We start from the raw sequence: 21,795 nt of genomic DNA, 5'->3' as shown, positions 1-21,795 counted from the left end.
TTTCGATTCATCATCGTGTTGCGAAAATTTGAGAGACTCACGAACAACTTTCGTTGTTCAGTGTTTCAATTTTCAGCTTGATCCAGATTTTTAAAGAGCAAAACTTCGCAGTGAACCTTTGCAGGTACACTCTGAAGTATTTTTTATTTAATCACTACAGAGATGGTGGAGCTATGCGGGATCGAACCGCAGACCTCCTGCGTGCAAAGCAGGCGCTCTCCCAGCTGAGCTATAGCCCCATAACATGTAGTTAAAACCTCTTCAAATTTGCGGTGCAAATTTGGTAGGCCTGAGTGGACTTGAACCACCGACCTCACCCTTATCAGGGGTGCGCTCTAACCACCTGAGCTACAAGCCTGTAGAGGTTTTACTGCTCATTTTCATCAGACAATCTGTGTGAGCACTGCAAAGAACAGTTCTTTAAGGTAAGGAGGTGATCCAACCGCAGGTTCCCCTACGGTTACCTTGTTACGACTTCACCCCAGTCATGAATCACAAAGTGGTAAGCGCCCTCCCGAAGGTTAAGCTACCTACTTCTTTTGCAACCCACTCCCATGGTGTGACGGGCGGTGTGTACAAGGCCCGGGAACGTATTCACCGTGGCATTCTGATCCACGATTACTAGCGATTCCGACTTCATGGAGTCGAGTTGCAGACTCCAATCCGGACTACGACGCACTTTATGAGGTCCGCTTGCTCTCGCGAGGTCGCTTCTCTTTGTATGCGCCATTGTAGCACGTGTGTAGCCCTGGTCGTAAGGGCCATGATGACTTGACGTCATCCCCACCTTCCTCCAGTTTATCACTGGCAGTCTCCTTTGAGTTCCCGGCCGGACCGCTGGCAACAAAGGATAAGGGTTGCGCTCGTTGCGGGACTTAACCCAACATTTCACAACACGAGCTGACGACAGCCATGCAGCACCTGTCTCACGGTTCCCGAAGGCACATTCTCATCTCTGAAAACTTCCGTGGATGTCAAGACCAGGTAAGGTTCTTCGCGTTGCATCGAATTAAACCACATGCTCCACCGCTTGTGCGGGCCCCCGTCAATTCATTTGAGTTTTAACCTTGCGGCCGTACTCCCCAGGCGGTCGACTTAACGCGTTAGCTCCGGAAGCCACGCCTCAAGGGCACAACCTCCAAGTCGACATCGTTTACGGCGTGGACTACCAGGGTATCTAATCCTGTTTGCTCCCCACGCTTTCGCACCTGAGCGTCAGTCTTCGTCCAGGGGGCCGCCTTCGCCACCGGTATTCCTCCAGATCTCTACGCATTTCACCGCTACACCTGGAATTCTACCCCCCTCTACGAGACTCAAGCTTGCCAGTATCAGATGCAGTTCCCAGGTTGAGCCCGGGGATTTCACATCTGACTTAACAAACCGCCTGCGTGCGCTTTACGCCCAGTAATTCCGATTAACGCTTGCACCCTCCGTATTACCGCGGCTGCTGGCACGGAGTTAGCCGGTGCTTCTTCTGCGGGTAACGTCAATGAGCAAAGGTATTAACTTTACTCCCTTCCTCCCCGCTGAAAGTACTTTACAACCCGAAGGCCTTCTTCATACACGCGGCATGGCTGCATCAGGCTTGCGCCCATTGTGCAATATTCCCCACTGCTGCCTCCCGTAGGAGTCTGGACCGTGTCTCAGTTCCAGTGTGGCTGGTCATCCTCTCAGACCAGCTAGGGATCGTCGCCTAGGTGAGCCGTTACCCCACCTACTAGCTAATCCCATCTGGGCACATCCGATGGCAAGAGGCCCGAAGGTCCCCCTCTTTGGTCTTGCGACGTTATGCGGTATTAGCTACCGTTTCCAGTAGTTATCCCCCTCCATCAGGCAGTTTCCCAGACATTACTCACCCGTCCGCCACTCGTCAGCGAAACAGCAAGCTGTTTCCTGTTACCGTTCGACTTGCATGTGTTAGGCCTGCCGCCAGCGTTCAATCTGAGCCATGATCAAACTCTTCAATTTAAAAGTTTGATGCTCAAAGAATTAAACTTCGTAATGAATTACGTGTTCACTCTTGAGACTTGCTATTCATTTTTCGTCTTGCGACGTTAAGAATCCGTATCTTCGAGTGCCCACACAGATTGTCTGATAAATTGTTAAAGAGCAGTTGCGACGCGGCTTTCAGCTCACTGTCGCGAGTTGGCGTATATTACGCTTTCCTCTTTCAGAGTCAACCCTGAATTTCAGGATTTTTCTCTTCAACCGAACCGGCTGTTTGTGTGAAGTGATTCACATCCGCCGTGTCGATGGAGGCGCATTATAGGGAGTCGTTTCAGGAAGACAAGCGGAAAAATGCATTTTTATTTCAACCGCTCATCTTTTAATCATTACGCCGGTTTTTGCTGCTTTTTTATCGCTTGCGGCAGGTCTGCCAGGCTATTTAACACCCAATCCGCCGCGTTTTCTGCTTCAGGCGTAATAGGTTTTCCCGTACGCACCAGCACTTTTGTTCCCACGTTCGCCGCAGCCGCTGCCTGCATATCTTCTAATTTATCGCCCACCATATAAGAAGCAGCCATATCAATATGTAAATAATCGCGTGCTGACAAAAGCATCCCCGGATGTGGTTTGCGGCAATCGCAGACCTGACGAAACTCTTCAACACTACCCTGCGGATGATGCGGGCAATAATAGATGCCATCCAGATCGACATCGCGGTCCGCCAGCGACCAGTCCATCCACTCGGTCAGCGTTTCAAACTGTGCTTCAGTAAATTTACCGCGAGCAATGCCAGACTGGTTGGTTACTACCACCAGCGCAAAGCCCATTTTTTTTAGCTCGCGCATGGCGTCAATAACACCGTCGATAAATTCAAAGTTGTCGATCTCATGGACATAGCCGTGATCGACATTAATGGTGCCATCACGGTCAAGAAAAATTGCGGGTACGCTCTTCGCCACCTTTTATAGCTCCTTAATAAGGCATGTGACGCTAGTATCGCATGTTTCGACCTGCAAGAAAGTGCTCTTCGCATAAACCTGATTGATTTAGACGTCTGGATGCCTTAACATCCATTTCATTGACGGCTTTGACCGTTTCAGGCATTCGAAATGCCACGACTAACTTAATGACGATAATAAATAATCAATGATAAAACTTTCGAATATCACCAAAGTGTTCCACCAGGGCACCCGCACCATCCAGGCGTTGAACAACGTCAGCCTGCATGTGCCAGCTGGACAAATTTATGGCGTTATCGGTGCCTCAGGCGCGGGTAAAAGTACGCTTATCCGTTGTGTAAACCTGCTGGAGCGCCCAACCGAGGGTAGCGTGCTGGTCGATGGTCAGGAACTGACCACGCTGTCAGAATCCGAGTTGACCAAAGCTCGCCGCCAGATTGGTATGATTTTCCAGCATTTTAACCTGCTCTCTTCGCGCACTGTTTTTGGCAACGTGGCACTGCCGCTGGAGCTGGACAACACGCCGAAAGACGAGATTAAACGTCGCGTGACAGAATTACTGTCATTGGTTGGTCTTGGCGATAAGCATGATAGTTACCCGTCTAACCTTTCCGGTGGGCAGAAACAACGTGTGGCGATTGCCCGTGCGTTAGCCAGCAATCCCAAAGTATTGCTGTGTGATGAGGCCACCAGCGCGCTGGACCCGGCAACAACACGTTCTATTCTCGAACTGCTGAAAGACATCAATCGTCGTCTGGGTTTGACGATTCTGTTGATCACCCACGAAATGGACGTTGTGAAGCGCATTTGTGATTGCGTGGCGGTGATCAGTAATGGCGAGTTGATCGAGCAGGACACGGTAAGTGAAGTGTTCTCGCATCCGAAAACGCCGCTAGCGCAGAAGTTTATTCAGTCGACCCTGCATCTGGATATCCCGGAAGACTATCAGGAACGACTGCAAGCGGAACCATTCGCTGACTGCGTGCCGATGCTGCGTCTGGAGTTTACCGGTCAATCGGTCGATGCCCCGCTTCTTTCTGAAACCGCGCGTCGTTTCAACGTCAATAACAACATTATTAGCGCGCAGATGGATTACGCCGGTGGCGTTAAGTTCGGCATCATGCTGACTGAAATGCACGGCACACAACAAGATACGCAAGCCGCCATTGCCTGGCTGCAGGAACACCATGTAAAAGTAGAGGTACTGGGTTATGTCTGAGCCGATGATGTGGCTGCTGGTTCGTGGCGTATGGGAAACGCTGGCAATGACCTTCGTATCCGGTTTTTTTGGTTTTGTGATTGGTCTGCCGGTTGGCGTCCTGCTTTATGTCACGCGTCCGGGGCAAATTATTGCTAACGCGAAGCTGTATCGTACCGTTTCTGCGATTGTGAACATTTTCCGATCCATCCCGTTCATTATCTTGCTGGTATGGATGATTCCGTTTACTCGCGTTATTGTCGGTACATCGATTGGTTTGCAGGCAGCGATTGTTCCGCTGACAGTTGGTGCAGCACCGTTTATTGCCCGTATGGTCGAGAACGCTCTGCTGGAGATCCCAACCGGGTTAATTGAAGCTTCCCGCGCAATGGGTGCTACGCCGATGCAGATCGTGCGCAAAGTGCTGTTACCGGAGGCGTTGCCAGGTCTGGTGAATGCAGCAACTATCACCCTGATTACTCTGGTCGGTTATTCCGCAATGGGTGGCGCAGTCGGTGCCGGTGGTTTAGGTCAGATTGGCTATCAGTATGGCTACATCGGCTACAACGCGACGGTGATGAATACGGTACTGGTATTGCTGGTCATTCTGGTTTATTTAATTCAGTTCGCAGGCGACCGCATCGTCCGGGCTGTCACTCGCAAGTAACGTTCAACACAACATAAATAATTGAAGAAGGAATAAGGTATGGCGTTCAAATTCAAAACCTTTGCGGCAGTGGGAGCCCTGATTGGATCACTGGCACTGGTAGGCTGCGGTCAGGATGAAAAAGATCCAAACCACATTAAAGTCGGCGTGATTGTTGGTGCCGAACAGCAGGTTGCAGAAGTCGCGCAGAAAGTCGCGAAAGACAAATATGGCCTGGACGTTGAGCTGGTAACCTTCAACGACTATGTTCTGCCAAACGAAGCATTGAGCAAAGGCGATATCGACGCCAACGCCTTCCAGCATAAACCGTACCTTGATCAGCAACTGAAAGATCGTGGCTACAAACTGGTCGCAGTAGGCAACACTTTTGTTTATCCGATTGCTGGTTACTCCAAGAAAATCAAATCACTGGATGAACTGCAGGATGGTTCGCAGGTTGCCGTGCCAAACGACCCAACTAACCTTGGTCGTTCACTGCTGCTGCTGCAAAAAGTGGGCTTGATCAAACTGAAAGATGGCGTTGGCCTGTTGCCAACAGTTCTTGATGTTGTTGAGAACCCAAAAAACCTGAAAATTGTTGAGCTGGAAGCACCGCAGCTGCCGCGCTCTCTGGACGATGCGCAAATCGCTCTGGCGGTTATCAACACCACCTATGCCAGCCAGATTGGCCTGACTCCGGCGAAAGACGGTATCTTTGTCGAAGATAAAGAGTCTCCGTACGTAAACCTGATCGTGACGCGTGAAGATAATAAAGACGCAGAGAACGTGAAGAAATTCGTCCAGGCTTATCAGTCTGACGAAGTTTACGAAGCAGCGAACAAAGTGTTTAACGGTGGCGCTGTTAAAGGCTGGTAATTTTTAGGCTGTTTCCACAATTTGTAATATCATTCAGGACGGGCGCTTGCCCGTCTTGTCATTTTTACAAGCTCCTGATTCAATATTGACGTTTTGATCATACATTGAGGAAATACTATGCGTGCTTTACCGATCTGTTTAGTAGCACTCATGCTAAGCGGCTGTTCCATGTTAAGCAGATCCCCTGTCGAACCCGTTCAAAGCACTGCACCCCAGCCGAAAGCGGAGCCTGCAAAACCGAAAGCACCGCGCGCCGCGCCGGTCCGAATTTATACCAATGCAGAAGAATTAGTCGGCAAACCATTCCGCGATCTCGGTGAAGTCAGTGGCGATTCTTGCCAGGCCTCTAATCAGGACTCTCCGCCGAGCATTCCAACCGCGCGTAAGCGGATGCAAATCAATGCCTCTAAAATGAAAGCCAATGCGGTATTACTGCATAGCTGCGAAGTTACCAGCGGTACGCCAGGCTGCTATCGTCAGGCTGTATGTATCGGTTCTGCGCTTAACATTACGGCGAAATGAGCAGTTTCCAGTTCGAGCAAATAGGCGTTATTCGCTCGCCCTATAAAGAAAAATTCGCCGTTCCGCGCCAGCCAGGTCTGGTAAAAAGCGCCAACGGTGAACTGCATCTCATTGCTCCCTACAACCAGGCCGACGCCGTACGCGGCCTGGAGGCGTTCAGCCATTTATGGATACTTTTCGTCTTTCATCAAACGATGGAAGGCGGCTGGCGCCCAACTGTGCGTCCGCCTCGTCTTGGTGGTAATGCCAGAATGGGCGTTTTCGCCACACGCTCTACTTTCCGTCCTAATCCGATTGGTATGTCGCTGGTAGAGCTGAAAGAGGTTGTTTGCCATAAAGACAGCGTGATTCTGAAGCTTGGCAGTCTGGATCTGGTCGATGGGACGCCAGTGGTGGATATCAAACCGTATCTCCCCTTTGCCGAATCGCTTCCCGATGCCAGCGCCAGCTATGCGCAAAGTGCACCAGCGGCAGAGATGGCGGTGAGTTTTACCTTAGAGGTCGAAAAGCAGCTTTTGACACTGGAGAAGCGATATCCGCAGTTAACGCTGTTTATCCGCGAAGTACTGGCGCAGGACCCGCGTCCAGCCTATCGTAAAGGTGAGGATACGGGCAAAACCTATGCCGTCTGGCTGCATAATTTTAACGTTCGCTGGCGCGTCACCGACGCTGGTTTTGAAGTCTTTGCGCTGGAACCGCGTTAAATTCGCGCCCTTCTCTTTTGACATTTCTTTTGCACTGGTAAACTAAATCACTTTTTTTGTCCCAGGCTCGCCTTGAGCCTGCTCTACCTTCCAACTGGAACCGTAACAACATGCGTACTAGCCAATACCTGCTCTCCACTCTTAAGGAGACACCTGCCGACGCCGAGGTGATCAGCCATCAGCTGATGTTGCGCGCCGGGATGATCCGCAAGCTGGCCTCCGGGTTATACACCTGGCTGCCGACCGGCGTGCGCGTTCTGAAAAAAGTCGAAAACATCGTGCGTGAAGAGATGAACAACGCCGGTGCGATCGAGGTGTTAATGCCGGTGGTTCAGCCATCTGAACTGTGGCAAGAGAGTGGTCGTTGGGAACAGTATGGCCCGGAATTGCTGCGTATTGCTGACCGTGGTGACCGTCCGTTCGTACTTGGCCCAACTCATGAAGAAGTGATTACCGACCTGATTCGTAACGAGCTGAGCTCTTACAAACAGCTGCCGCTGAACTTCTATCAGATCCAGACCAAGTTCCGTGATGAAGTGCGCCCGCGTTTCGGCGTCATGCGTTCCCGCGAATTCCTGATGAAAGATGCTTACTCTTTCCATACCTCTCAGGAATCCCTGCAGGAAACCTACGATGCAATGTATGCGGCCTACAGCAAAATCTTCAGCCGCATGGGGCTGGATTTCCGCGCCGTACAGGCCGATACCGGTTCTATCGGCGGCAGCGCCTCTCACGAATTCCAGGTGCTGGCGCAGAGCGGTGAAGACGATGTGGTCTTCTCCGACACCTCTGACTATGCAGCGAACATTGAGCTGGCAGAAGCTATCGCGCCGAAAGAACCGCGCGCTGCTGCTACCCAGGAAATGACGCTGGTTGATACGCCGAACGCGAAAACCATCGCTGAACTGGTAGAACAATTCAATCTGCCGATTGAAAAAACGGTTAAGACTCTGCTGGTTAAAGCCGTTGAAGGCAGTAGCTTCCCGCTGGTTGCGCTGCTGGTTCGCGGTGACCACGAGCTGAACGAAGTTAAAGCTGAGAAACTGCCGCAGGTTGCAAGCCCGCTGACTTTCGCGACTGAAGAAGAAATTCGTGCCGTGGTTAAAGCCGGTCCGGGTTCACTGGGTCCGGTAAACATGCCGATTCCGGTAGTAATTGACCGTACTGTTGCGGCGATGAGTGATTTTGCTGCTGGTGCTAACATCGATGGCAAACACTACTTCGGTATCAACTGGGATCGCGATGTCGCAACCCCGGTAGTTGCGGATATCCGTAACGTAGTGGCTGGCGATCCAAGCCCGGATGGACAGGGTACGCTGCTGATCAAACGTGGTATCGAAGTCGGTCACATCTTCCAGCTGGGTACTAAGTACTCCGAAGCACTTAAAGCCTCCGTTCAGGGTGAAGATGGCCGTAATCAGATCCTGACTATGGGTTGCTACGGTATCGGCGTAACGCGCGTAGTAGCTGCGGCAATTGAGCAGAACTACGACGAACGCGGCATCGTATGGCCTGACGCTATCGCACCTTTCCAGGTGGCGATTCTGCCGATGAACATGCACAAATCCTTCCGCGTACAGGAGCTGGCTGAGAAACTGTATAGCGAACTGCGCGCACAGGGTATCGAAGTGCTGCTGGATGACCGCAAAGAACGTCCGGGCGTGATGTTTGCTGATATGGAACTGATCGGTATTCCGCACACTATCGTGTTGGGCGACCGTAACCTCGACAACGACGATATCGAATACAAATACCGTCGTAACGGTGAGAAACAGTTAATTAAGACCGGTGACATCGTCGATTATCTGGTGAAACAGATTAAAGGCTGATGCCAGAAAGGGTCCTGAATTTCAGGACCCTTTTTTACATGGATTGTATAAAATGGATAAACCAAAGGCGCACTGGTGCCTGCTTCTCCCCTGCTTTCTTTCACTTTCGGCCTGTACCGTTGACATCAGCCAGCCAGACTCATCAGCCACAGCGGTAGATGCCGCGGCAAAAACATGGGCAGTCAAATTCCAGCATCAAAGCTCTTTCACCGAACAATCAATAAAAGAAATAACAGAACCTGATCTCAAACCCGGCGATTTACTGTTCTCCTCAAGCCTTGGGGTAACCTCATTTGGTATCCGCGTCTTCAGCACTTCCTCTGTGAGCCACGTTGCAATCTTTTTGGGAGATAATAACGTTGCAGAAGCGACAGGAGATGGCGTCCAGATTGTTTCCCTTAAAAAAGCGATGAAGCATAGTGATAAGCTTTTCGTCTTACGAGTTCCGGATCTTACCCCGCAACAAGCCACAGAAATTACCGCGTTTGCCAATAAAATCAAAGATAGCGGTTATAACTATCGCGGCATTGTCGAATTTATTCCATTTATGGTGACTCGCCAGATGTGCTCACTGAATCCGTTCTCCGAGGATTTTCGCCAACAGTGCGTCAGCGGCCTGGCGAAAGCGCAGTTAAGCAGTGTGAGCGAAGGAGACAAAAAGTCGTGGTTTTGTTCGGAATTTGTCACTGATGCATTTGCCAAAGCCGGACATCCGCTTACGCTGGCACAGTCTGGCTGGATTAGCCCTGCCGATCTGATGCATATGCGTACTGGCGATGTCTCTGCGTTTAAGCCAGAAACGCAGTTAGAGTATGTCGGGCACTAGACTGGCCCCCTGAATCTCCAGACAACCAGTATCACTTAAATAAGTGATAGTCTTAATACTAGTTTTTAGACTAGTCATTGGAGAACAGATGATTGATGTCTTAGGGCCGGAGAAACGCAGACGGCGTACCACACAGGAAAAGATCGCAATTGTTCAGCAGAGCTTTGAACCGGGGATGACGGTCTCCCTCGTTGCCCGGCAACATGGTGTAGCAGCCAGCCAGTTATTTCTCTGGCGTAAGCAATACCAGGAAGGAAGTCTTACTGCTGTCGCCGCCGGAGAACAGGTTGTTCCTGCCTCTGAACTTGCTGCCGCCATGAAGCAGATTAAAGAACTCCAGCGCCTGCTCGGCAAGAAAACGATGGAAAATGAACTCCTCAAAGAAGCCGTTGAATATGGACGGGCAAAAAAGTGGATAGCGCACGCGCCCTTATTGCCCGGGGATGGGGAGTAAGCTTAGTCAGCCGTTGTCTCCGGGTGTCGCGTGCGCAGTTGCACGTCATTCTCAGACGAACCGATGACTGGATGGATGGCCGCCGCAGTCGTCACACTGATGATACGGATGTGCTTCTCCGTATACACCATGTTATCGGAGAGCTGCCCACGTATGGTTATCGTCGGGTATGGGCGCTGCTTCGCAGACAGGCAGAACTTGATGGTATGCCTGCGATCAATGCCAAACGTGTTTACCGGATCATGCGCCAGAATGCGCTGTTGCTTGAGCGAAAACCTGCTGTACCGCCATCGAAACGGGCACATACAGGCAGAGTGGCCGTGAAAGAAAGCAATCAGCGATGGTGCTCTGACGGGTTCGAGTTCTGCTGTGATAACGGAGAGAGACTGCGTGTCACGTTCGCGCTGGACTGCTGTGATCGTGAGGCACTGCACTGGGCGGTGACTACTGGCGGCTTCAACAGTGAAACAGTACAGGACGTCATGCTGGGAGCGGTGGAACGCCGCTTCGGCAACGATCTTCCGTCGTCTCCAGTGGAGTGGCTGACGGATAATGGTTCATGCTACCGGGCTAATGAAACACGCCAGTTCGCCCGGATGTTGGGACTTGAACCGAAGAACACGGCGGTGCGGAGTCCGGAGAGTAACGGAATAGCAGAGAGCTTCGTGAAAACGATAAAGCGTGACTACATCAGTATCATGCCCAAACCAGACGGGTTAACGGCAGCAAAGAACCTTGCAGAGGCGTTCGAGCATTATAACGAATGGCATCCGCATAGTGCGCTGGGTTATCGCTCGCCACGGGAATATCTGCGGCAGCGGGCTTGTAATGGGTTAAGTGATAACAGATGTCTGGAAATATAGGGGCAAATCCAGGCACTTGAAGCCAGGGATTTATATTAAAGCGAGTCGCTTTGTTGGTCTGACTCGGTGATAAAAGCCGGAGAATGCTCCGGCATTCAATTACTGCCCCAAACTACTGCAATCCTGGTTTGGGTAAAATTTACCTGCCGTATCGGGCGCTAATACTTTGGTTGGCGCACCGTTATCCGGATTAGTCTCAAGCGTAAAGTGACCTTCTACTGACAGTAACACCGGTTTTTCACTGTTACCGCGCGCAGCCAGGTAGCTACGCTCCAGCTCTGCATTATTCGCTACCATGAAACGTTTTCCGGTCGCACAATCAGTAAAGGTTGCCGCATCAGCCATATAAAAATACATGCCGCGTAGAGTCATCGGCGTCACTGGCAGGCTGGATTTTGCCGGTTCCAGTGTATAGTTGAACTGCGATTCGATCGGATTGCCTTCACGATCGAGCATCTCCAACGCATCTCCTTTCGCCCGATAATATGACTTTTCACCTTTACTGTCGGTTAATACCAGTTTGTCAGCGGTTCGCGCCCATGTACCGTAGGAGGCGAAAGAGAAAGGTTCTTCACGAGCCCCCAGATAACGCTCATTCATCACCCAGGTTCCATCTTTTTCGAGGAACAGAGAGGTTTCGATACCTTCGCAATCAGCACACGGCAGCACGCCGCGCCAGCTTTGCGGCATCGGCTTCAGTTCAGCGGCCTGCGCCGGAGAAAGCGTATCGACTTCGGCTCGATTATTACATCCCATCAGAGTAAAGAGGCTGATTACAGCCATCGCTGTCACTATCGCTTTTTTCACCATCCATTCCTTCTTTTTATTCCCGACCGCCGCGCACTTTGCCGCGCAACGCCTTCACGCTTGATTTTTGTGCTTTCGATACCAGCCTGCGCTCTTTTGATGCGCGGGTAGGTCGTGTCGGTCGTCGGGCTTTTTGTTCTGTTGTTAATTCTTTAATCACTGCCACCAACCGTGCCAGCGCCGCTTCGCGGTTCAGTTCCTGGCTACGGTATTCCTGTGCCTTGATGACTATCACTCCATCGCTGCTAATCAGATGATGGCTGGCAGCGAGCAGGCGCTCTTTGTAATACTCTGGCAGGCTGGACGCTCGAATGTCAAAACGCAGATGAATAGCCGTTGAGGTCTTATTAACATGCTGTCCGCCCGCGCCCTGTGCACGAATAGCAGTGATCTCAAACTCGCCATTGGGGATAGCAACATGTCGGGAAATCACAATCATGAAGGTTGTTGCCAGACGGTTAAGTTCACTTCCAGATTATTCTTGTCATCCGATAACCAGATCACGCCATCCTGAATCGTTGCCTGCAGCGTCATGGTACGATCGGCAAAGGCGCTCACTTTTGCCAGTTGCTCGTCGTCCAGATACCAGACGGAAAGATTGGCAAACTGCGCACATTTACTCTGATTTTGCTGCCACCAGATTTGCGCCGCCCGACTATTATAGGCAAACAGCGCCACTTCTGCGGCCTGGGTGCAGGCTTTCTTAATCCGCCGCTCATCCGGCAATCCCAGTTCAATCCACAAATCAATGCCCAGATGATCATTACGCAGCCACGCTTCCGGCTCATCATCGGCACACAAACCTCGGGTAAATTGCAGACGTTCATCAGCATATTTCAGCCACGCCAGCAGGCGCAGCATCATGCGCTCCTGGGTTTCTGAAGGATGGCGCGCCAGCGTCAGAGAGGCATCGAGAAACTGGTTGCGGTCGAGATCGGCCACATTAACCGTCGCTTTATAAATTGTCGCTTTAAGCGCCATAAGAAAACTCCTTTCGAATCAGGAGGCCATTGTAACGGAATACGTGCAGTTGCGACGCTGATATTGCAGAAATGAGTGTGGTATAGTCACCTTGCGAAACAGAGTTTATCTTCGTAGGCTTAGACTTGCATCCACGGTTAAGTCAGAGTGCTGACAGGAGGGCATGTGGAAAAATATTGTGAGTTAATACGCAAGCGGTACGCGGAAATCGCCAGCGGAGACTTAGGATACGTTCCGGACGCGCTGGGCTGCGTTTTGAAAGTGCTGAATGAAATGGCTGCCGACGATGCCCTTTCTGAGGCTGTCAGGGAAAAAGCAGCATACGCTGCGGCAAACTTACTGGTGAGCGATTATGTCAATGAATGATACGTATCAACCAATCAATTGTGATGATTACGATAATCTTGAGCTCGCCTGCCAGCATCATTTAATGCTGACACTTGAGCTGAAAGATGGCGAAAAATTGCAGGCGAAGGCCAGCGATTTAGTCTCCCGCAAAAATGTGGAGTATCTGGTCGTCGAGGCCGCTGGTACAACCCGCGAACTGCGTCTGGATAAAATTACCAGCTTTAGCCACCCGGAAATCGGTACGGTGGTGGTGAGCGAGTCCTGATTGACTTTCGCCGGATGCGACGTTTGATGCGTCTTATCCGGCTTTCACTTAACTAAGCGTTTCGCCGCCAGACAAAACTTACGCCATTCTCACCTTCAGCCACACCTTCTTGCGTCACAAATACCTCTGCCGCTGCAATCAGCGTTTCGCCATAAAACAGCAGTGGCGTGGTGTCACGCAACCACGGCGGTACGCCCAGTTCCTGCCAGATTTTCTTTAACTTACGCCCACCATTGCGCCCGACAATATGCAGCAATCCTGGCGCTTTGAAACGCACGCTGACCGCTTCGTCTGCACGCGGAGGGCGAATATCGCCTCCCGCAGTAAGCTGTACACTTCCCAGCGCCGCCGGTAATTCCAGCGGTTGTAACCACGTCTGCCACGGCACAATGGTTTCGCTTTGCCCAGTGACGGATTTAATCCACCACAGTTGCGATTGATAGCGGCGGATTTCAAACGCCCCCAAACGTAAACAGGGGGAAGCATCTTCTCGCGCCAGCGCCACTTCCTGCCAGATCCTCACCAACGCGTCGCGGGAAGGCATCGGTGCATTCTGCCCTGCAAGCCAGCGGCGAATAATCGCCGCGCGACGGGCATCACTCATCGCCAGCATTGGCGCAATCTGCAGCGTTCCCTGCGGCGTTTGACAGTGTGCTAAATCATCCACCAGCAGTTCATCCAACAGGCTCTCTTGCTCAGCACAAAGTGCGGCGCTGCGGGCCGTTGCTTCGGCAAAATGCGGCCAACGCTGCTGCAATAACGGCACAACGCGCAGGCGCAGGAAGTTACGATCGTATGAGTCGTCCTGATTACTTTCGTCTTCAATCCAACGTAAACCATGCGCCAACGCCCACTGCTCCAGTTCTCCCCGCGTGCGGGCGAGCAACGGGCGGATAAGCCGCGTTCCGGCAAACTCCGAGATTTCCGCCATAGCCGAAAGCCCTGCAGGACCGCTACCGCGTTTTAGCGCCAGCAGAAACGTTTCACATTGATCGTCGAGATGTTGCGCTGTAACCAGCACTTCACCAGGTAACAGGGTACGAGCAAATGCCTGATAACGTGCCTGCCGCGCCTGGGCCTCAATACCTAGCCCCTCTTGCGCAAGTTGCACACGCTCAACCACCAGCGGCACCTGCCACTGCTGGCAGATATTTTCACAATGTTTCACCCAAGCATCAGCGTTGGCACTTAAACCGTGATGCACATGAATAGCGCGCAGGATGACGCTCGGATTTTCCGTCCGCCACTGCACCAACTGATGCAGCAGAACGGTGGAGTCAAGCCCGCCGCTAAAGGCCACCAGAATCTGGCGTGAGATGAGAAGTTGTCTATTGAGAGTGAGTGTCATGATGGTGCGATTTTACAGTAGCAATGCCCGGCACGTTACCGGGCAAATATGGCGATGACAAGCCTTACTGCTCATACAGTTCCAACGGCAGTCCGTCCGGATCGTTAAAGAATGTGAAGCGCTTTTGCGTGTAGGGATCGACACGTATGGCTTCACATTTCACGTTATGGCTTTCAAGGTGCGCCACTGCCGCATCGATATCATCAACGCTAAAAGCCAGATGACGCAGGCCGCAAGCTTCCGGTCGGCTGGGGCGCTCCGGCGGGAACGGAAATGAGAAAAGCTCAATCACATATTGCCCATTAAGCGCCAAATCCCCTTTCCACGAATCGCGCGCTTCGCGATAGACTTCGCTTTGCAGCGTGAAACCGAGAATATCGCAGTAGAAAGCTTTGCTCACCGCATAATCCGTCGCAATAATCGCAATATGATGAACCTGTTTTAAACCCAGCATAACGTCTCCTTTATTTGTTAACAGCACGTTACTCGCCCGGAAGCCGCTCTGGCAAGTTATCCCGCCATTTTTAGGACTCGTACGCGGTAAACGCCATCTCCGTCCTGTTTCGCGCCGTGAATATCCGTTTCAAAGCCGGGGTAATGTTGCCCTACGGAACAAAGCATCAGTAGAAAATCGAGTACTGTGCGGCTCTCTTTGGTCAGCATTTCTCCAGGCATCAACAGCGGTACGCCCGGTGGATAAGGCAGGATCATATTTGCCGATACTCTACCGACCAGTTGTTCCAGCGCAATGGTTTCTACTTCACCTTTAATCTGCCGTTGCCATGCCTGATGTGGCGTCATGATCATCTCCGGCAAAGTATCAAATGCCCGCAACATCAAACCGGGAAGATCGTGTTTACGAATCAGCTTATGTATCCCTTGCGCGAGATCCTGAATACGCATATTGCGATAAAAATCGGGATCTTCTGCATAGAGATCGGGCAGCATATTTTTGATCCGCAGGTTGAGATCGTAAGAGCGCTTAAATTCCGTCAACCCACGCAATAATCCCATTGCTTTGGTTTTATCGATGCCAATACTAAAGAGAAACAGCAGGTTATAAGGGCCGGTTTTCTCTACTACGATCCCACGTTCGTCGAGGAATTTTGCCACCAGCGCCGCAGGGATCCCCTCATCGCTCATATTGCCCTGCTCGTCCATCCCCGGTGTCAAAATAGTGACTTTAACCGGATCGAGAAACATATGATCGGCATCCGCATCGTTAAAGCCGTGCCACTGTTCGCCAGGCGCAACGGGCCAGCATTCGGCTTCATCCACCTGCGGCGGTTGCCAGATATCGAAAAACCAGCCGTCAGACTCTTCCCGCAGCCGCTGGACCTCTTTGCGAAAATGCAGCGCTCGTTCTACTGAACGGTTAATCAGCCGTTTGCCCGGATTACCACGCAGCATCGCCGCCGCTGTCTCAACCGAAGCAACAATGGGATAACTGGGCGAAGTGGTGGTATGCATCATAAAGGCTTCATTAAACGCCTCTTCGTCGTACTCACCTTTAATGTGGATCAGTGATGCCTGCGACAACGCCGCCAGCATTTTGTGGGTCGATTGCGTTTCGAAGAAAACTTTTCCTGCCACCCGATCGCCACTCATACCACTTTTGCCCTGATAGATCGGATGAAAATGAGTATACGGGACCCAGGCGGAATCGAAGTGGATCGAGGGGACATCCAGCGTCTGTTTGATCCAGTCGGTGTTGTAGAGCAAGCCATCATAGGTGGAGTTGGTGATCACCGCATGAACCGGCCATTGTGCCTGCGTGGTAGCAGCGACTTTCTCTTCGATACTGTCGCGGGTAAATTCTCGTCGCGGGATCCCGCCCAGAATCCCCAACGCATTACGTGTTGGTTTTAGCCAGACCGGCACGACATCGTTCATCATCAACAGATGCGCCAGCGATTTATGACAATTGCGGTCAATTAACAGCGTACTGCCGGATGGCGCGGCGTACATACCCACAATTTTGTTCGACGTCGATGTTCCGTTGGTGACGATATAACTCTGTTCCGCGCCGAAAGTCCGTGAGATGTATTCTTCCGCTTCCAGATGTGGCCCGGTGTGGTCGAGCAACGAACCTAGCTCGGTTACCGAAATAGAGACGTCCGCCTTGAGGGTATTCCCGCCGAAAAAATCATAAAACAGACAGCCTACCGGGCTTTTCTGATACGCGGTGCCGCCCATATGCCCCGGCGTACAAAAGGTGTACTTCCGCTCTTTGACATAAGTAAACAAGGCTTTAGTGAATGGCGGGGTAATGTTATCGAGATATTCGTTGGTGTACTGACGCATACGAATGGCGATATCTTCTGCCTGCCCCAGCGCATATTCAAAGAACCAGAGCGCCATCCGCATATCCTGCACGCTGACATCCATCGTCGAGTGAGTATTGATGAAGGCATAAAGCGGGAGATATTCATTAAGTTGATTGATATCGCTACATAAATCGAGACTGTATTCATCCCAGTCAAAAATCACGCCGCATATTCGTGGGTTGTGTTCGATAAATTTCAGCAAATCAACGCTGTTTTGTGGCCAGATAATCTGAAAACCTTGCGCCACCAGCGCCGACTCCAGTTCTTTGATGGGCTCATCTTTATAAAAGACGCCATGCGGTCCCATAATGGCAATGATATTCATGTGTTCCTCCTGGAAAATCCTTCCTTAATCATAGCCCGCTCAAACCATGGCGATAAAAAAGGGCCACCGAAGTGACCCTTTTCAGAACATTTGCTGATTACGCGTAGCCGTAGCTCATCAGGCGCTGATAACGACGATTTTTTAAATCTTCAGTGCTTAACACGTCGAGATCGGCCAGATCCGCCAGCAGCTGCGCTTTCAGAGACGCCGCCATCGCTTCCGGGTTACGGTGAGCACCGCCCAGCGGTTCCGGGATGATGGAGTCAATCAGTTTCAGTTCTTTCAAACGCGGAGCGATGATCCCCATCGCTTCAGCCGCCAGCGGTGCTTTGTCGGCGCTCTTCCACAGAATGGACGCGCAACCTTCCGGCGAAATAACGGAATAGGTGCTGTATTGCAACATATTCACTTTATCGCCCACGCCAATCGCCAGTGCGCCGCCAGAACCACCTTCACCGATAACGGTACAAATAGTCGGTACGCTAAGGCGAGACATTTCACGCAGGTTGCGTGCAATGGCTTCAGACTGACCGCGCTCTTCTGCGCCCACGCCCGGATAAGCCCCCGGGGTGTCGATAAAGGTGATGATTGGCATCTTAAAGCGTTCAGCCATTTGCATCAGACGCAGTGCTTTGCGGTAACCTTCTGGCGCTGGCATACCAAAGTTACGGCGAATTTTTTCTTTGGTTTCACGACCTTTTTGATGACCAATGATCATCACCGGACGACCATCGAGACGGGCGATACCCCCGACGATAGCTTTATCGTCTGCATACGCGCGGTCGCCAGCCAGTTCGTCAAATTCATCAAAGGCCAGGCGAACGTAATCCAGGGTATAAGGACGCTGTGGATGGCGTGCCAGTTGCGCAATCTGCCATGCACCGAGATCGGCGAAGATTTTACGCGTCAGTTCTACGCTCTTTTCACGCAGACGATGCACTTCTTCATCGATATTAATATCCAGTTTCTCATCCTGGCGGCTAACCGCAGTCAGAGAATCGATTTTCGCTTCCAGCTCTGCAATCGGCTGTTCAAAATCAAGGAAATTCAGACTCATAGTATTCCTGTATTAGTCAAACTCCAGTTCCACCTGCTCCGAACCAATGAGGCCACGGAGATCGTTTAATAAACGATCGCTCGGAGAGACACGCCACGTCGCGCCAAAACGCAACCGCGCGCGTGCATCCGCCCTCTGATAGTAGAGATGTACTGGAATTGTCCCAGAGCGGTGGGGTTCCAGAGACTGACGGAGTCGGTTTAAAAGCTGGTCATCAATTTGCCTGTCCGTCAGCGAGATAGCAAGCCCGCGAGCATATTTTTCCCGGGCTTCGTCAATATCCATCACTTCGCGAGCGGTCATTTTAAGCCCACCGCTGAAGTCATCAAAGCTGACCTGTCCGCTGACGATAAGTATGCGGTCTTTTTCCAGCAATTGCTGGTATTTATCCAGGGCGTCAGTAAACAACATCACTTCCAGCCGCCCGGAACGGTCATCCAGCGTGCAGATACCGATACGATTGCCGCGCTTGGTGACCATAACCCGCGCAGCAACAACGAGCCCCGCAGCCGTGGTGACTTTACCACGTTCTGTCGGGTGCATGTCTTTCAGCCTTACGCCTCCGACATAACGCTCAATCTCTTTTAAATACTGGTTGATAGGGTGTCCCGTCAGGTACAGACCTAACGTTTCACGTTCCCCATCTAACACCACCTGCTCCGGCCACGGTTGGCAACTGGCGTAGGATTGTTCAATTTGTTCCGGCTCTTCTGCCAGCACGCCGAACATATCGGCCTGACCGATGGCTTCTGCTTTCGCGTGTTGATCAGCCGCCTTTAACGCATCGCCCAGCGAGTTCATCAGCGCCGCGCGGTGTGGCCCAAGACGGTCAAACGCCCCGGACATAATCAGTTTTTCCAGCACTCGCCGGTTTAACTTTTTGGTGTCTGTACGGGCGCAGAGATCAAACAATTCACGGAAATAGCCGCCTTTATTACGGGCTTCAATGATCGCCTCAATCGGACCTTCACCTACCCCTTTGATCGCGCCAATACCATACACGATTTCGCCGTCGTCGTTGACGTGGAAATGGTAAAGACCGGAGTTTATATCTGGTGGCAGGATTTTCAGCCCCATCCGCCAGCACTCATCCACCAGGCCCACCACCTTCTCGGTGTTGTCCATATCGGCGGTCATTACTGCCGCCATAAACTCCGCCGGATAGTGCGCTTTCAGCCATAACGTTTGATATGAAACCAAAGCATAGGCCGCAGAGTGCGATTTGTTAAATCCGTACCCAGCGAATTTCTCCACCAGGTCGAAGATTTTCATCGCCAGTTCGGCGTTGATCCCGTTCTTTTCTGCGCCTTCAGCAAATACAGAACGCTGCTTGGCCATCTCTTCCGGCTTTTTCTTACCCATCGCACGACGCAGCATATCCGCGCCACCGAGGGTATAACCAGAAAGCACCTGGGCAATCTGCATGACCTGTTCCTGATACAGGATGATGCCGTAGGTTGGCTCCAGTACCGGTTTCAGGCTTTCATGCTGCCACTGCACATCCGGATAGGAGATCTCTTCGCGACCATGTTTACGGTCGATAAAGTTATCCACCATCCCTGATTGCAACGGACCAGGGCGGAACAATGCCACCAGTGCGATCATATCTTCGAAGCAGTCAGGTTGCAGACGCTTGATCAGGTCCTTCATGCCGCGCGATTCAAGCTGGAATACCGCAGTGGTTTCCGAGCGTTGCAGCATGTCGAAACTTTTCTTGTCATCCAGCGGGATCGCGGCGATATCCAGCGGCGGCTCGCCATTCTTCGCCCGCCGCTTGTTGATCATCTCCAGCGCCCAGTTGATGATGGTGAGCGTACGCAAACCAAGGAAGTCGAACTTCACCAGCCCGGCGTATTCAACGTCGCTTTTATCAAACTGGGTAACCGGATGTTTGCCCTCTTCATCGCAATAAAGCGGCGCAAAATCGGTAATTTTGGTCGGCGCGATAACCACCCCACCGGCGTGCTTACCAGCGTTACGGGTGACCCCTTCCAGTTTGCGCGCCATGTCGATCAGCGCCTTAACTTCTTCGTCCGCTTCGTAGATTTCCGGCAGTTGCGGCTCGGCTTCAAACGCTTTCGCCAGCGTCATCCCCGGATCGGGCGGGATCAGTTTCGAGATACGATCGACAAAGCCGTACGGATGCCCCAGCACGCGGCCTACGTCGCGGATCACCGCTTTTGCCGCCATTGTACCGAAGGTGATGATCTGCGATACCGCATCACGGCCGTACATATCTGCCACGTGTTCGATAACCTGGTCGCGTTTTTCCATACAGAAGTCAACGTCGAAGTCAGGCATGGAGACACGTTCCGGGTTAAGGAAACGTTCGAACAGCAGGTCAAACTCCAGCGGATCGAGGTCGGTGATTTTTAACGCGTAAGCCACCAGTGACCCTGCACCAGAACCACGGCCTGGCCCTACCGGTACGCCGTTATCTTTCGACCACTGGATAAATTCCATAACGATGAGGAAGTAACCCGGGAAGCCCATCTGGTTGATAACCTGAAGTTCAGTATCCAGACGCTCGTCATACTCCGGGCGACGCTTAAGACGTTCTTCCTCGTCAGGGAATAAAAATGCCAGACGCTCTTCCAGGCCTTCTTTTGCACGCTTGACCAGATAATCTTCGGTGCTCATGTCCCCGGTCGGGAACTGCGGCAGGAAGTATTCACCCAGACGCACAGTCACGTTACAGCGTTTGGCGATCTCAACAGTGTTGGCAAGGGCTTCGGGGATGTCGGCAAACAGCTCGCACATCTCCTCTTCGCTGCGCATATATTGCTGCGGCGAATAATTACGCGGGCGTTTGGGATCGTCGAGAGTAAAGCCGTCATGGATCGCGACGCGGATTTCGTGCGCGTCAAAGTCGCTGCTGTCGATAAAGCGCACGTCATTGGTCGCCACGACGGGCAAACCGCGCGCTTCCGCCAGTTCCACTGCCGCGTGCAGATAACTTTCTTCGTCCGGCCTGCCGGTTCGGATCAGTTCGAGAAAATAGCGATCCGGGAAGTGCTCTTCATAAAACGCAACGCACTCATCTACCAGCGCGCTGTTACCACGCAAAAGACTGCGCCCGACGTCGCCCATGCGCCCGCCGGAAAGGAGGATCAGCCCTTCGTTTAATTCGATAAGCCAGTCGCGATCGATGATAGGCCCGGCGGCACCGTACCCGCGCTGATACGCTTTTGAGATCAGCAACGTCAGATTCTGATAGCCGATATTGTTCGCCGCCAGCACCGTCAGGTGGGTTAACTCATCACCCAGCAGGTCGCACTGGACATTAAAATCTGCCCCGACGATGGGCTTAATCCCTGCGCCATGTCCCGCTCCGTAGAACTTCACCAGACCGCAAAGGTTGGTGAAATCGGTGATCGCCAGTGCTGGCATACCCAACGCCGCCGCCTTTTTTACCAGCGGTGCGGTTTTGGCCAGGCCATCGATCATCGAGTAGTCGCTGTGCACCCGCAGGTGTACGAAACGTGGTTCAGACATCTTCAGATTCCGGTTTAC

Annotated in this window: 19 protein-coding genes, 2 tRNA genes and 1 rRNA gene; 10 read left to right on the top strand and 12 right to left on the bottom strand. The window is 52.0% G+C overall.

The window, feature by feature from the left end; translation table 11 throughout:
* Nucleotides 1–163 precede the first annotated feature (163 nt).
* The 4 genes from QUE74_RS01060 to gmhB form a co-directional block, all read right to left on the bottom strand.
* A tRNA-Ala gene (locus tag QUE74_RS01060) sits at nucleotides 164–239 on the bottom strand.
* A gap of 42 nt (nucleotides 240–281) precedes the next feature.
* Nucleotides 282–358 (bottom strand) — tRNA-Ile (locus QUE74_RS01055).
* A 68-nt stretch (nucleotides 359–426) separates the two neighbouring features.
* Nucleotides 427–1,968, bottom strand: a 16S ribosomal RNA gene (locus QUE74_RS01050).
* A 365-nt stretch (nucleotides 1,969–2,333) separates the two neighbouring features.
* A complete protein-coding gene (gmhB, locus tag QUE74_RS01045) occupies nucleotides 2,334–2,906 on the bottom strand; it encodes a D-glycero-beta-D-manno-heptose 1,7-bisphosphate 7-phosphatase (RefSeq protein WP_001140174.1) in 573 nt (190 codons plus the stop codon).
* A gap of 187 nt (nucleotides 2,907–3,093) precedes the next feature.
* On the opposite strand from gmhB, the gene metN reads away from it, so the two are divergent.
* The 8 genes from metN to QUE74_RS01005 all read left to right on the top strand — a co-directional run bounded on the left by metN (nucleotide 3,094) and on the right by QUE74_RS01005 (nucleotide 10,824).
* The gene (gene metN, locus QUE74_RS01040; RefSeq protein ID WP_000593991.1) at nucleotides 3,094–4,125 is read left to right on the top strand and encodes a methionine ABC transporter ATP-binding protein MetN; all 1,032 of its coding nucleotides are present in this window, start codon (nucleotides 3,094–3,096) and stop codon (nucleotides 4,123–4,125) included.
* Nucleotides 4,118–4,771: a methionine ABC transporter permease MetI gene (locus QUE74_RS01035; protein ID WP_001294600.1), complete on the top strand. Its 654-nt coding sequence runs from the start codon at nucleotides 4,118–4,120 to the stop codon at nucleotides 4,769–4,771. Before metN ends, QUE74_RS01035 begins: the two co-directional genes overlap by 8 nt.
* A 39-nt stretch (nucleotides 4,772–4,810) precedes the next feature.
* Nucleotides 4,811–5,626: a methionine ABC transporter substrate-binding lipoprotein MetQ gene (metQ, locus tag QUE74_RS01030; protein WP_000874226.1), complete on the top strand. Its 816-nt coding sequence runs from the start codon at nucleotides 4,811–4,813 to the stop codon at nucleotides 5,624–5,626.
* A gap of 117 nt (nucleotides 5,627–5,743) precedes the next feature.
* Nucleotides 5,744–6,148, top strand: coding sequence for an envelope stress sensor lipoprotein RcsF (gene rcsF, locus QUE74_RS01025; protein ID WP_001202321.1), 405 nt, complete (start codon nucleotides 5,744–5,746; stop codon nucleotides 6,146–6,148).
* Nucleotides 6,145–6,852, top strand: coding sequence for a tRNA (N6-threonylcarbamoyladenosine(37)-N6)-methyltransferase TrmO (gene tsaA / locus QUE74_RS01020; RefSeq protein ID WP_000094015.1), 708 nt, complete (start codon nucleotides 6,145–6,147; stop codon nucleotides 6,850–6,852). The genes rcsF and tsaA overlap by 4 nt, the downstream gene beginning before the upstream one ends.
* A 110-nt stretch (nucleotides 6,853–6,962) precedes the next feature.
* A complete protein-coding gene (gene proS, locus QUE74_RS01015) occupies nucleotides 6,963–8,681 on the top strand; it encodes a proline--tRNA ligase (protein WP_001260697.1) in 1,719 nt (572 codons plus the stop codon).
* 52 nt (nucleotides 8,682–8,733) lie between these two features.
* Nucleotides 8,734–9,507, top strand: a complete 774-nt coding sequence (locus QUE74_RS01010; protein WP_286331885.1) for a YaeF family permuted papain-like enzyme — start codon at nucleotides 8,734–8,736, stop codon at nucleotides 9,505–9,507.
* Nucleotides 9,508–9,595: 88 nt separating this feature from the next.
* A protein-coding gene (locus QUE74_RS01005) for an IS3-like element IS2 family transposase (protein WP_088895425.1) occupies nucleotides 9,596–10,824 on the top strand; the annotation gives its coding sequence in 2 pieces (ribosomal slippage) (nucleotides 9,596–9,911 and nucleotides 9,911–10,824; 1,230 coding nt in all).
* A 99-nt stretch (nucleotides 10,825–10,923) separates the two neighbouring features.
* Here QUE74_RS01005 and nlpE read toward each other — a convergent pair.
* Genes nlpE through QUE74_RS00990 form a run of 3 tightly spaced genes read right to left on the bottom strand, consistent with a single transcriptional unit; the run spans nucleotide 10,924 to nucleotide 12,612 of the window.
* Complete coding sequence (nlpE, locus tag QUE74_RS01000) at nucleotides 10,924–11,634, bottom strand: envelope stress response activation lipoprotein NlpE (RefSeq protein WP_000239158.1); 711 nt, start codon at nucleotides 11,632–11,634, stop codon at nucleotides 10,924–10,926.
* Nucleotides 11,635–11,647: 13 nt separating this feature from the next.
* A complete protein-coding gene (gene arfB, locus QUE74_RS00995) occupies nucleotides 11,648–12,070 on the bottom strand; it encodes an alternative ribosome rescue aminoacyl-tRNA hydrolase ArfB (RefSeq protein ID WP_000635561.1) in 423 nt (140 codons plus the stop codon).
* Complete coding sequence (locus QUE74_RS00990; RefSeq protein ID WP_001185283.1) at nucleotides 12,067–12,612, bottom strand: YaeQ family protein; 546 nt, start codon at nucleotides 12,610–12,612, stop codon at nucleotides 12,067–12,069. Before QUE74_RS00990 ends, arfB begins: the two co-directional genes overlap by 4 nt.
* A 165-nt stretch (nucleotides 12,613–12,777) precedes the next feature.
* On the opposite strand from QUE74_RS00990, the gene QUE74_RS00985 reads away from it, so the two are divergent.
* Together QUE74_RS00985 and rof are read left to right on the top strand one after the other, a co-directional pair.
* Complete coding sequence (locus QUE74_RS00985) at nucleotides 12,778–12,978, top strand: YaeP family protein (RefSeq protein WP_000417058.1); 201 nt, start codon at nucleotides 12,778–12,780, stop codon at nucleotides 12,976–12,978.
* On the top strand, nucleotides 12,965–13,225 hold the full coding sequence (gene rof, locus QUE74_RS00980) for a Rho-binding antiterminator (RefSeq protein WP_000062315.1): 261 nt from the start codon (nucleotides 12,965–12,967) through the stop codon (nucleotides 13,223–13,225). The genes QUE74_RS00985 and rof overlap by 14 nt, the downstream gene beginning before the upstream one ends.
* Nucleotides 13,226–13,277: 52 nt before the next feature.
* Here rof and tilS read toward each other — a convergent pair whose 3' ends face one another.
* The 5 genes from tilS to dnaE all read right to left on the bottom strand — a co-directional run bounded on the left by tilS (nucleotide 13,278) and on the right by dnaE (nucleotide 21,777).
* Nucleotides 13,278–14,573 (bottom strand): tRNA lysidine(34) synthetase TilS, encoded by a 1,296-nt coding sequence (gene tilS, locus QUE74_RS00975; RefSeq protein ID WP_000176509.1) that lies wholly within the window; start codon nucleotides 14,571–14,573, stop codon nucleotides 13,278–13,280.
* A gap of 64 nt (nucleotides 14,574–14,637) precedes the next feature.
* On the bottom strand, nucleotides 14,638–15,027 hold the full coding sequence (locus tag QUE74_RS00970) for a VOC family protein (RefSeq protein WP_000901098.1): 390 nt from the start codon (nucleotides 15,025–15,027) through the stop codon (nucleotides 14,638–14,640).
* Nucleotides 15,028–15,083: 56 nt separating this feature from the next.
* Nucleotides 15,084–17,225, bottom strand: coding sequence for a lysine decarboxylase LdcC (gene ldcC / locus QUE74_RS00965; protein WP_001021025.1), 2,142 nt, complete (start codon nucleotides 17,223–17,225; stop codon nucleotides 15,084–15,086).
* Between the two features lie 97 nt (nucleotides 17,226–17,322).
* Nucleotides 17,323–18,282, bottom strand: coding sequence for an acetyl-CoA carboxylase carboxyl transferase subunit alpha (gene accA, locus QUE74_RS00960; RefSeq protein WP_000055746.1), 960 nt, complete (start codon nucleotides 18,280–18,282; stop codon nucleotides 17,323–17,325).
* Nucleotides 18,283–18,294: 12 nt separating this feature from the next.
* The gene (dnaE, locus tag QUE74_RS00955; RefSeq protein WP_001294736.1) at nucleotides 18,295–21,777 is read right to left on the bottom strand and encodes a DNA polymerase III subunit alpha; all 3,483 of its coding nucleotides are present in this window, start codon (nucleotides 21,775–21,777) and stop codon (nucleotides 18,295–18,297) included.
* Nucleotides 21,778–21,795 lie beyond the last annotated feature (18 nt).

This window comes from Escherichia sp. 10290, from assembly GCF_030295155.1.
Taxonomy (GTDB): Bacteria; Pseudomonadota; Gammaproteobacteria; order Enterobacterales; family Enterobacteriaceae; genus Escherichia; species Escherichia coli_F.
This window is presented reverse-complemented; position numbering and strand designations above follow the sequence as displayed.